Genomic DNA, 11,925 nt, shown 5'->3' with positions numbered 1-11,925 from the left:
GAAAAAGTTTTGTGAAAAAAATTATTGTTTTAATAATTTTGGTATCTATCTGTTTATTAACCTTCTCTCAAATAAGTTACGATATAGGTTTTTCTGTATTAAATGAAAACAAAGAGTTTAATTTTGCATTAAGAATAGGTTTAGAATCCGAAGATTTTAATTTTAGTTTTGATTTAAGCCCTTCTATCAACGATTCATTGAATCTCATTACCATAACAGATGTATCTGCTAAAATTTGGCAAATTAATAATAAAGTTTATTTAGATGCCGGTTTGTTATTGATGAACGATAAAGCAGAGAGAGGGGCATATGCTTACGGGGGTTTAAATATGGATTTTAAAGGAATTTTTGCTAAATTATGTGTAGGATATCCATTTAAAGAAAATAAAGAATTTTTAGATTATTTTGTTTTGAAATTGGGTTATTTAGTTCCTAAACCAATGAACTTTATAGATGATTTAAAGATGGAATTAAGGTTAGTAAACGGAAGAATCGACTTATCAATTTACCTAGTCGAACCTTTTTGATTATAAATCTCATGAAGAAAAAAGAAGGATTCTTACTTATTGAAAGTGTATTTGAATTGTTTCTTATTTCTATAACGATGTTGATTGTTTTTTCAACATTTGTTGGCACCTTTTATGTTTTAAAAGATTCTTTAGAAGAAATGGTTAATTTAAATCTTTTATCAAACGCGATTATGGAAATAATGATTGTGGCAAAAAATGAAATGCAAAACGTTACTTATACTTCAAATACTTCTGATGCTTTTTCTTCTCTTAAGATTTTAGGAGACTGTTTAGAAGGAGGAAGAGTAGGATTCTCCTTTGATGCGCTAACTCATAAACTGTTGAGGCATAGGGTTACAAGTAATACTATAGGAGACACTTTAATTTCTCAAAAAATTACCGCTTTTTCATATGATGGTAAATTCATAAGAGTAGCATTGAATGAAGAATGTTCTTTGAAATTATTTATCGAAGATTTAAGATGATTATTTTTTAATTTTTTTGTGTAAGTAGGAGGAAACAATATTTATGGCCAACGAAATAATTGAAACTTACAAACTTTTGGAAGAAAGAATTAGATCCGAAAATGTTCAAATATATTTTGAGATGCTAAATTCACCGTATCCCGCTTTTAAATCTAAAGCTATTCAGGAGTTAACTAAACAAAAAATCCAAACCCCAAGCGTTAAAAATTATCTAAAAGACCCTGATAAAGATGTGAGACTTGCTTCTTATAGGTACTTAGAAAAAATGGGCCTTTTAGACGAGCAAACAGTTAAAGAATCTTTAATGGATATATCTCCAAATATTCGAAAAGAAGCTATTGTTAGTTATATTACAATGGGAATAGAACCTTTAAATTATATCTTGGAATTTGCTAAAGATCCAGATCCAAACGTTAGATATCAACTATTGATAATTTTTCTAGAATTTTATCCGGAAGATTCATATAAATTAATAGAATTATTAAAAGACGATCCCTATATCAGGATTAAACAATTAATTTATGCATTAGATAATATTTCGGATACTTTGATTTCTCCACATGTAGAAAAAAGTGTAAAAAATATGGCTTTAAAGAGATTTTATCAAGCTTCGGATTCTATAACGTTTTTTAACACTTTGAGAGAAGTATATTTTGAATGTGATGTTGATACGAAAACGCTAATAATTAAATTCTTTTCTGGGATTCCTTGTGAAATCATAAATAAATTTATGGAAAAAATCATCCATGAGGAATCGAATCTAGTAATTTTACAAAATGCTGCAAAAACTTCCAAAAAGGTATGTGGCATAGATTTAATTCCTTCCTGGTTAGTTGAAACATTCATAAAAAGCGATGATGCCCGAATAGTAAAGTATGGTTTAAATTTAGCAACAGAAAAAGAAGATATGAGCTACGTGGATTTTTGTAGAAAATTACTAAACGAGGTTGATGATGATTTGGTTATAGGAGCTGCTGATTATTTATTATATTTTCAGGATTATACTCTAGTTGATTATGTAGGTGACTTTATAAGTTCTTTATCATCTAAAAGAATTAGAGAAGGATTAAAAATAATTCGAAGGCTTAAATTAGATAATTTTATTGGAGATGTGGCTCTAATTGCATCAAATAAGGTTTATCCAGTAATCATAAGGAAAAATGCTATAAATTTATTAAAATTTTTTAAGGCTAGAGAGCATTGGGAAATTCCTCATCAAATTCTCAAAGATCCGTATGAAAGTGGTAGTTTAAAATTGGCGGCACTTAATGCACTTTTAAGATTAAATGCGGAGATGGTTGTGAATATTTAATAATTTATTAGGTACAATATTTGAACCCTTTTGTATTGTTTGCAAAAGCAAAGTGCTTTTTGGAGAATTTGTTTGTGACAAATGCAGAGAAAAATTATACGCGCCTTCTCTTACAGAGGGTGCTTTTAAGATATATCATTATGGGAAATATGAGGAGCCTTTATCAAAACTAATAACCGAATTTAAGTATAATTCTCATCCTAAAATTGCAAAAATGTTCGGCGAAATGTTAGCTTCTTTCTTTCTGGAGTTAAATTTTCCAGATTTTCAGTATTATGTGTCTTATGCTCCTTCAAACTATTTAAGTAGGTTTGAAAAAGGATTTATTCCCGCTAAACTTATAGCTCAACATTTTTCAAATTTGCTTGGATTTCCTTTAATAAACCTTTTTAATTCTAAAGCTTTAAAAAAGCAAGCACAATTAACTTATGAACAAAGAAGATATAACGTTCAAAATAAAATTAAATTAATTCAATCTCCGCCTGAAAATGTTATTATCATTGATGATGTGTACACAACGGGCGCAACTATGGAAGAAATTGCTGGTCTATTAGAAAATAAGTGTGAAGTGATTGTTGGTCTAACTGTGGCTAAGACGATTCATAATATTACTTTATATTAATTTTTTTTCTTCTCCTGGTTGTATTTGGCCATCAAGTAATAGCTTTTTTATTTCTTCTAACTTCAATTTAATCTCTTTCCCTTTATAACCTTTTTCTAAAAGATCTTTTCCTGAAATTTGAAGATTTAATTCTTCTAATTTTTTAAGATAGCTATAAAATAGCGGCAATAAATCATCTGGTAATTTTGTAGCAAAAAAGATTAATTGTTCATTGTCTAGAGTTGAACATCGATCGTAAAAAAAAGAAGGTTTAAAAATTTCTTTGAGTTGTTTCCCAAATGAATTTTTGATTATATCATTAATTTCCTCAAAGATCGAGTTTATTTGCTGAAGTTTATTTATAAAATTTTTAGGGAGCCCATATCTTTGCACAATTTTTTTTAGTGAATCAGTTGGAGTATACTGTAATAAAACATATAAAACAACATGAAAAATTCTCACGTTTTTTGTGTAGTTCTTCAAATTTTTGTTAAAGAAATCAAGAACTTGAAACAATTTCTCTAATTCTTTTTGTAGTGTTGGGGTATAATATGTTTTTTCAAAGAGATGTGATATTATGTTTAAATTTCCCATTCTTTCTAAAGCTTTTAAAGGATCAGGTTCATTAAGAATTTTTTCAAATTCTTCTCTTAATCTCATTCCTGTAACTCTTTCTAAATAGTTTCCCTCAACGGCTTCTATTAGTTTATTTAATGTATAGGGTTCTATTTCAAAACCAAACCTTTGTTCGAATCGTATGGCTCTAAGAACCCTTGTTGGATCTTCTATGAATGAAAGTGGGTGTAATATTCTAATTTTATTTTCTTCTAGATCTTTTCTACAATTAAAAAAATCTAATAAGATAGCAAAAGAGTCAGGATTAAGCTTTATGGCCATTGCATTTATGGTGAAATCTCTTCTAGCTAAATCTTTTTTTATTGTTGAAAATTCTACATTGGGCAGCTCGCCCGCTTCTTCATAGTATTCTGTTCTAGCTGTAGCTATATCAACTCTTATTGTTTTATGTGAAATTCGATAAAATAAAGAGCAAGTATGGAACTTTTCATGTTCCACATATTTTGCGTTTAGTTGTTTTGCCGCATATCTACCGAAAGTTAAGGCCTCCCCTTCCACAACAATGTCTATGTCAAATTCAAGAAAAAGAGATTTTTTAATTTCCGCATAGTTTAATTGTTTTGCTCTAATTGCTAGGAGTAAATCACGTACAAAGCCCCCTACGACATAAACATTTATATTTTGTTCATTTCCATAATCTCCAAGTAATCTAAGTAAATTCAAAACAGAAGGAGGTAAGAATTCTTCCATATACTTTTTAACATTTTGAGATTCGTATTTTTCTTTTAAAATAGGATTATATGAAAAATTGAATACTCCATTAGAAGCTCTTACGAGATCAGTTCTTGTGATTATTCCTACAAGCATTCCATCTTTTATTATAGGTATTCTGCCAATGTCTTCTTCAGCCATCATTCGTCTAATTTGAGTTAACGATGTTTCAACATCTGCTACCTTTAGATTTGTGCTCATTATGGATTTAACAGGTGCATTTTTCAAACCATGCTTCATTGCTTTTTCAACATCTTTTTTAGTTACCATACCTACCAGTTTATTATTTTCTATTACAGGTAGTCCTGAGTGCCCAGTTTGATACATTATTTCGTAAGCTCTCTGAACAGTTTCATTGGACAAAATTGTTCTAACTGGTGAAGACATAACATGTTTTGCTTTTAGTACAGGAATAAAAGATGATTTTAACTCAGATTTTATTTTGTTGATTACTTTTGTTGGACTTTGATCTTTAACTTTTGCTGCCCCTGCTTTTTTATGTCCTCCTCCTCCAAAGGATGACATTATTTTGTTTAAATCTATTTGATTTGTTTTTGATCTCGCAACTATATAGATTGTTTTTCCCATCTTCACGACCACAAATAATACGTCTGGAGTCAATGTTTCAAATAACTTATGAGTTATAATATTTAATCCACCAATAAATTTGTCACATTCGGCATAGGCTATGTTTACGCAGATTTCATCAATATAAAATTCTTCAACGTGATTATAAAGTTTATCAAATAATATTTTTTGGTCTTGAGTCATTTCCAAAGAAACAAACTCTTCCACTTCTTCAATTCTCGCACCACTTTTGATTAATTGAGCTGCCATCTCATGATCTAACCAACTAGTGGTAGGATACACGAAATTGCCTGTATCTTCATGAATAGCTATCAAGAAAAGAGTTTTAAGTGTGTCAGATATAGGAATACCCTTTTCAAATAACATCTCAACAAGAATTGTCGTTGAACTCCCAACAGGTTTGGAGAAATTGTTTCCTTTGATGTTTTGTTCTTTCAATTCAGGATGATGGTCGTAGATATCGACAGGCAAGTCCGCTTCAATTAAAAACTTTATTGATTCAGGAATTCTATTTATATCAGAAGTATCAACAACAACGATTTTTTCAAAATCTTTATTTTTTATTTGTTCTTCAAATTCATCTTCAAATTCATTTGATTTTTTGTAAGATATGTTGTATATATTTAAGAATTCTTTTAAGTTTTGTTGTGGTTCAGAATCAATAACTATAACAGAATCATGATATAGCAAAGAAGCTGCAACTGATGCAGCAAAAGCGTCAAAATCAGGATTTTTATGTGTTGTTATTATAACCTTTGGTTTCAAATTTACCTCTCCTTATATAACTAAGCTTATATGGATTTATTATAGCATATATTTTCTCTTTAAAGTTTGTTTAATGGACAATATCAAGTGTAGTTTGTACTAAATACAAGAGATAGGCATCGCTAAACGATGCCTATCTCTTGTGGTGGGCAGGGGCAGAATCGAACTGCCGACACACGGATTTTCAGTCCGTTGCTCTACCGACTGAGCTACCTGCCCATTCTACTGTATCTGGAATAAAAAAGAGGATGGTGGGCGCTGCAGGACTTGAACCTACGACCTTCTGCTTGTAAGGCAGACGCTCTCCCACTGAGCTAAGCGCCCGTCAACACACGGTAACTCATTAAAAACTGGCGCCCCCAACCAGATTTGAACTGGTGTCTTTGGCGTGAAAGGCCAATGTCCTAGACCGCTAGACGATGGGGGCAATCAACCCTAATTACTTAGCCTGAAATATATTACCATAAAAATGGGATTATGTCAAGCTATTATCTTTAATTTTTGCAAATTTTCTTGCTACATTTGTTATGTCGCCAGCGCCAAGAAAAAGAAGGATAGAATTTTGTTCCTTTAATAAGTCAGAAAATATAGTATTTTCAGTATTATAAAATTTAGCAGGAACATTTTTAGAGTTTAAAATTTCTACAATCGTTCTTTCATCAACACCATTTAAAGGTTCTTCAAACGCAGAATAAAGTCTATAAACATACACTTTGTCGGAACTTTTTAATACTTCGACAAAATCGTTTAAGTGAAAATATAGCCTAGAGAATCTGTGAGGTTGGAATATAGCAACTATTTTTTTGCCAGGGAAATACTCTCTTGTTGCATTGATTGTAGCTAATATTTCATCAGGAGTGTGTGCGTAATCATCGATAATACAAACATCATTATTTTTAAATATTATATTGAAACGCCTGTACACTGAAACGTAATTGTACAAAGAATCTCTTATAGTTTGAAAATCTATCCCGTATTCTAAAGCTAATGCACAAGAAGCTAGAGCATCATATGCATAATGTAATCCTGGTAATTTCAAAGTAATTTTGCCACAAAACTTTTCTCTTTTATAAACATCAAACTCTTGAATTTTCTCATTTTGGACACGATTTTTTAGTATGTAATCGGAATCTTTGTTCAAACCGAAATATAAGACATTTTTTCCTTCAAGGTTCCATGAAGATAGCACCGGATCGTCCTTACAAAGTAAAACAAGTTTTCTTGTATTCTTAATAAATTGAAAAATAGAAAGTTCCAAATTTTTAAACTTATTATCGTAGTGCTCCAAATGATCGGATCTTAAGTTAGTTACAATTGAATAGTCGGTGCAAGTGTCTTTTATAAATCCATCACTTTCATCCACTTCGGCTATCATTAGTTCGCTTCCAAACCGAAAATTTCCATCTTCTAATGAATTATGTATACCACCTAAAAAAACTGTTGGATTTTTTTGAGCGTCTTTAAATATTTGAGACAACATAGCTGTAGTAGTTGTTTTTCCATCTGTACCCGTTACTCCAATAGATAAATGGTTTTTCAGTATTTCATTTAATAATTGCATTCTATATATAACTTTTATATTTCTTTTTCTTGCTTCTAATATTTCGGGATTGTCGTCTTTTATAGCTGTCGATCTAACTAAGATATCAACATCCGGAAGAAAAGAGTTTTGCTCTAATTTTACTTTTATACCTTTTTTAAGAAGGTACTCAACTCTTTCATTTAATTCGTTGTTTGACCCTAATACGTTTTCTGCGCCAGAGACATAATATTTATAAAGGGCTAAAGAACTCATTCCTATGCCACCAATACCAGAAAAGTAATATCTCATAGACTCCTCCTAATTAATTCAAGCTATTTCATATTATTTTACAAAATTAGTCAGCTTTTAATTCATCAATATTATTAATTATGATTTTTATAGTTTGATTGGGTTTGGGAACATACTCATAATCAGGTGACTTAACTTTTATTTTATGGATAAAACCCATCAATTTAGTTAAATCAATATTTTGATCATCAAAAACTTCTGCTTTCCCGAGTTTTTGTAAAGAAAGAGCATTTTTGAGTTGATGGTTCTCAGCTGCACCTTTCCAAGGAATTAATGCTGCTTGTAAATCGTAATAAAGGATTTCGGCAATAGTTGTTGCTCCTGCCCGACAAACAACACCATCACACACAGCCATTATTTTATGTAAATCATTGATGTATTCAAAGGTAAATACATTGTTAAATTTTTTAAATTTTTCAGGATTTTTTGTAATATGAATGTAATTTGAAGAATTATCCTTTAAATAAACCCTATACATTATATCATCTATTTCTTCAGAACTCAAACTACCTCCAAAAACTAAAACACATCTTTTATCGAGTTCATTAATACCATATTCCTGTAGATGTTTTCTTTGAATTATTTCATCTGGTGTACGAACAGGGTTTCCTGAGAGAATACATTTTTCGTTTATTAATGTATCATCAAAACTTACAAATACTTTTTTAGCATATTTTGAAAGAAACTTATTTGATATTCCCATAATAGAATTTTGTTCGTGAAGATAAAAAGGGATATTTTCCTTTTTTAAGGCCAAACCTACTGGAACAGTTACATAACCTCCAGTAAGGAAACCAAAGTCCGGATCAAACTTCTTTATAATTTTCCTTACCTTTTGAGTATTTTTAAATACTTCGAAAGCTCTAGCCATGTTTTTAGGGTTGTATATAGGTCTTTCTAGACCTTTTATATCTAATGTGTACATTTTTGCTTTTGGAAAATCTTTTCTTAAATTTTTTTCTTCAATTCTTCCTTTAGTAGCAAAATAAACAATTTCCAAGTTTTTGTAATTTTTTTCTAAATACTTTAAAATTGCTAATGCTGGATAATAATGTCCTCCAGTTCCACCACCGGAAAATATTACCTTTAGATTTTTATCGTTCTTCATATTTTTCTTCAACCCTCTTAAAATCAGAATTATTATAAATCAAACCCAACGCCCAGCCTATAGATGTTAGAGTTACAATCATAGAAGAGTTTCCATAGCTCATTAAAGGTAATGTGACTCCCGTTACGGGCATCCATGGGACACCTAATCCAACAAGTGTGTTAATCATAACTTGAATGAAAATCCAAGAAGCTGTAGCTCCACAAAAAATAAATGTTGTATAATCATTTGTTAAATAAGCCATATATACAAGTTCATGGCATAAAAAGAGAAATAGAGTAACAACCATTGCAATTCCGATTTTCCCCCATTCTTCTCCTATTACCGCAATTATAAAGTCGCTGTAAGATTCAGGAACAGCATATTTTTCTTCTCCTGCAAAAGGCCCCTTTCCGATTAACCCTCCTCCAGTTATAGCATCTTTTGCTCTTTGAGATTGAAAAGGGTCTTCTTTGGTTAATCTTGATATTTGATATGACTGTAGAATTTTTTCTTGAAATATGAAGAGAGTAATACCTAAAGCTAAAATCAGCACTATAAAAAAAATCATCACAGTTTTATCGCTGATACCCAGAAACATCGTAATAAAAGTTATAATTGTAATTAAAATAGTAGTACTTAGATCCGGTTCTAAAAATATAAGAAAGATACTTAATGAACAAAGAATAAGAGGGGTCAAAACATTAGTTAAAACATTTTTTTTATTTTTTAATTTTGAATAATAAAAAGCTAAAAAAGCAGGTAAAATAAGCTTCGCAAGTTCTGAAGGCTGAAATTGAAAAGGTCCAAAATTCAACCATCTCCTGACCCCGGCTATAGGTGGAGCAAACAAGACGATTCCTAGGAACATGTTTAGAAAAATATAAAAAGCCAACATAATTAGGGTATTTTTTATAAATAAATTTCCCAATATAAAAGCAAACGTAGCTCCAATAAAACCCATAACCAAAGCTACTATATATGTTTTAAATTTCTGTTCTGGATTTATATCTTTTATATTTTGAATAGCAAATAAAGAACTGTAGACAAACAGTATTCCAACAAACAAAGTAATTCCAAGAATAATAAAAAAGAACAAAAAATTTGTCCTTACATTTGCTTTAGGATCCTTCATTGTATTTTTCCCTCAGTTTTTGTACTAAAGAATTAAAATGTTCCCCTCTTTCTTCGAAATTCCTATAAAGATCAAAACTTGATCCCGCTGGAGAAAAAACAATCTTATCGCCAGGTTCCCATAATTCAGGTAAATATAAGAAAATTTCTTCTAAATTGTTCTTAAAAATGAATTTGCCGTTGAGTGAATATTTTTGTAGTTCTTCACACATTTCTCCAAAAACAAAAACACCCTTCGCATACACTTGAAGTTCATTTAACAATAATGTTAGATCTTCATTTTTTGGTATTCCTCCAAGTATAGCAATATATTTGTTCTCCCTAAAACTTTTGTATGCATTATATGCTGAATGAGAATTTGTAGCTTTTGAATCATTATAAAATTTTATGTAGTTTATCTCATCTACAAATTCTAGTCTATATTTTAAGGGCTTAAAAGATGAAATGGCCGCTGAAATTATATTTTCCGGAATCCCTAAATTTAATGTCGTAACTACAGCTGCGATTAAATCTTCTTTTAAAACATCAAGAGAGAAAATATTATTTTCTATTCTAACTCTTTTGTCTTTATAAGTTACATATTTACCATCAAACATATCTTTTGAAAAAGTTAAAAATCTGTTATTATTACTATGTTTTTCAAGGGTGAGGTTATTTTTTGCCTCTTCATTAACTATTATTATTCCACCATTATCTAAAGATCTTCTAAGTAGTTTTTCTTTGGTAGAGTAATAGTCATTTAGATCGTAATGCCAATTAAGATGATCCGGTGCCAAATTTATCAATACAGAAACCTCAGGCGAAAAATATTTTGACCAAAAGATCTGAAACGAGCTCACTTCAACGACATAGTTTTGTAAATCTTCAGGTGCATCTATTAAAGGTATTCCGAGATTTCCTCCAACAAATGTATCTGGTTCATAATGTTTTAATATATGACCTATCAAACTTGTTGTTGTTGATTTTCCATCAGTACCGGTAACAGCTATAAATATTGATTTTTTATTAACTTTTTTAATCAATTGCCAAGAGTATTCAACTTCTGTTGTGTAATTAATATTGTTTTCAAAAATTATTCTGGCTGCCTCACTTTGTGGAGATATTCCCGGGCTGACTATTGCTAAATCACAATTTTTTAATAAATCACTATGTTGTATTTCAAACTTAATATCGTTAGCTAAAAAAAAGATTTTATCTTCTTCGTTAAAATCCTTATTCTGACTCACATATATTTCATCAGGACCATTTTTTATTTTATTTAATAAGTTTTTGTTGCTTATTCCATATCCTACAAAGCATATTTTCATAATACGCCTCCTAACGCTATAAATCCAACTAAAAAATTAATGAGCCAAAACATCATGACAACTCTTTCTTCACTCCATTTTTTTAATTCGAAATGATGATGTAATGGAGCCATTAAAAATACTCTTTTTTTTCTTAATTTAAAGCTACCAACTTGAATTATAACGCTTAACATTTCTAAGATAAAAATAAAACATGTAAATACTGTAAAGAGTTCTATGGAATTGTATAATGCCAAACTTCCTAACAATCCCCCTAAAGCTAGTGAACCAGTATCTCCCATGAAAATTTTAGCAGGTTTTACATTAAATAGCAAGTAAGCAATAACTGGTAAAATTAATATTGATATATTGTCGAGACTTAGACCTGCGATGAGTGATGTGAAGAAAGCTGATACAATATATATACCGCCTGCAAGTCCATCTAATCCATCTGTTAAATTTACAGCATTTGTCATACCCGTCAAATACAAAACTCCCCATATAGGATAAAAAAACTTGAAATCAATAGTTTTTCTAGAAAATGGGATTCTTAAATATGTATGATGATTGAACTTAAAGATTAAAAACATTATAACCATAGAAAATAAAAGCTGAAGACCTAGTTTTTGAAGCACAGTTAAACCTATTGCATTTCTCTTTTTTATACTTGAGTAGTCATCTATAAAGCCAACTAATCCAAAAAGAACTGTTGAAACTGCAATGACAAGAAAAAGAGAGTTTCCATTTACAAAAAAAACTATGAGAGAAAGAACAGATATGGCAATTACAAATAATAGACCACCCATTGTTGGAGTTCCTTGCTTATAGTTGTGAAGGTCTGGACCTTCAGGTCTGATATATTGTCCAAACTGTTTGTTCTTGAGCCACTTAATGTAAATAGGATATAAAAGCAACAAAGAACAAAAAGTAATAATAGCGAGTAAAAATATAATATAACTCATGCTTCCTCCTTTGATACT

Annotated in this window: 10 protein-coding genes and 3 tRNA genes; 4 read left to right on the top strand and 9 right to left on the bottom strand. The window is 30.3% G+C overall.

All coding sequences use genetic code 11. The annotated features are described in order from the left end of the window. Positions 1-11 precede the first annotated feature (11 nt). Genes PKN74_RS00655 through PKN74_RS00640 form a run of 4 tightly spaced genes read left to right on the top strand, consistent with a single transcriptional unit; the run spans position 12 to position 2,928 of the window. Positions 12-527: a hypothetical protein gene (locus PKN74_RS00655; protein ID WP_472307545.1), complete on the top strand. Its 516-nt coding sequence runs from the start codon at positions 12-14 to the stop codon at positions 525-527. An 11-nt stretch (positions 528-538) separates the two neighbouring features. Then, a complete protein-coding gene (locus tag PKN74_RS00650; RefSeq protein ID WP_472307543.1) occupies positions 539-994 on the top strand; it encodes a hypothetical protein in 456 nt (151 codons plus the stop codon). A 43-nt stretch (positions 995-1,037) separates the two neighbouring features. After that, positions 1,038-2,306, top strand: a complete 1,269-nt coding sequence (locus PKN74_RS00645) for a HEAT repeat domain-containing protein (RefSeq protein ID WP_472307541.1) — start codon at positions 1,038-1,040, stop codon at positions 2,304-2,306. A 52-nt stretch (positions 2,307-2,358) separates the two neighbouring features. Next, complete coding sequence (locus tag PKN74_RS00640) at positions 2,359-2,928, top strand: ComF family protein (protein ID WP_472307539.1); 570 nt, start codon at positions 2,359-2,361, stop codon at positions 2,926-2,928. On the opposite strand, the gene PKN74_RS00635 is transcribed toward PKN74_RS00640, so the two are convergent. The 9 genes from PKN74_RS00635 to mraY all read right to left on the bottom strand — a co-directional run bounded on the left by PKN74_RS00635 (position 2,920) and on the right by mraY (position 11,907). After that, complete coding sequence (locus tag PKN74_RS00635; RefSeq protein WP_472307537.1) at positions 2,920-5,607, bottom strand: CBS domain-containing protein; 2,688 nt, start codon at positions 5,605-5,607, stop codon at positions 2,920-2,922. The two genes, PKN74_RS00640 and PKN74_RS00635, sit on opposite strands and share 9 nt — an antisense overlap. Before the next feature lie 143 nt (positions 5,608-5,750). Then, positions 5,751-5,826, bottom strand: a tRNA-Phe gene (locus PKN74_RS00630). 30 nt (positions 5,827-5,856) lie between these two features. Continuing rightward, positions 5,857-5,931 (bottom strand) — tRNA-Val (locus PKN74_RS00625). A 27-nt stretch (positions 5,932-5,958) separates the two neighbouring features. Then, positions 5,959-6,034 (bottom strand) — tRNA-Glu (locus tag PKN74_RS00620). Positions 6,035-6,082: 48 nt separating this feature from the next. Further along, positions 6,083-7,438, bottom strand: a complete 1,356-nt coding sequence (gene murC / locus PKN74_RS00615; protein WP_472307535.1) for a UDP-N-acetylmuramate--L-alanine ligase — start codon at positions 7,436-7,438, stop codon at positions 6,083-6,085. 46 nt (positions 7,439-7,484) lie between these two features. Continuing rightward, on the bottom strand, positions 7,485-8,546 hold the full coding sequence (locus tag PKN74_RS00610; protein ID WP_472307533.1) for a UDP-N-acetylglucosamine--N-acetylmuramyl-(pentapeptide) pyrophosphoryl-undecaprenol N-acetylglucosamine transferase: 1,062 nt from the start codon (positions 8,544-8,546) through the stop codon (positions 7,485-7,487). Then, positions 8,533-9,660, bottom strand: coding sequence for an FtsW/RodA/SpoVE family cell cycle protein (locus tag PKN74_RS00605; RefSeq protein WP_472307531.1), 1,128 nt, complete (start codon positions 9,658-9,660; stop codon positions 8,533-8,535). The genes PKN74_RS00610 and PKN74_RS00605 overlap by 14 nt, the downstream gene beginning before the upstream one ends. Next, positions 9,647-10,966, bottom strand: a complete 1,320-nt coding sequence (gene murD, locus PKN74_RS00600; protein ID WP_472307529.1) for a UDP-N-acetylmuramoyl-L-alanine--D-glutamate ligase — start codon at positions 10,964-10,966, stop codon at positions 9,647-9,649. Before murD ends, PKN74_RS00605 begins: the two co-directional genes overlap by 14 nt. Continuing rightward, positions 10,963-11,907, bottom strand: coding sequence for a phospho-N-acetylmuramoyl-pentapeptide-transferase (gene mraY, locus PKN74_RS00595; protein WP_472307527.1), 945 nt, complete (start codon positions 11,905-11,907; stop codon positions 10,963-10,965). The genes murD and mraY overlap by 4 nt, the downstream gene beginning before the upstream one ends. Positions 11,908-11,925 lie beyond the last annotated feature (18 nt).

The sequence above is a fragment of the Defluviitoga sp. genome, assembly GCF_035349255.1.
Taxonomy (GTDB): Bacteria; Thermotogota; Thermotogae; order Petrotogales; family Petrotogaceae; genus Defluviitoga.
Note: the sequence above shows the minus strand (reverse complement) of the source record. Positions and strands in the feature narration are given on the sequence as shown.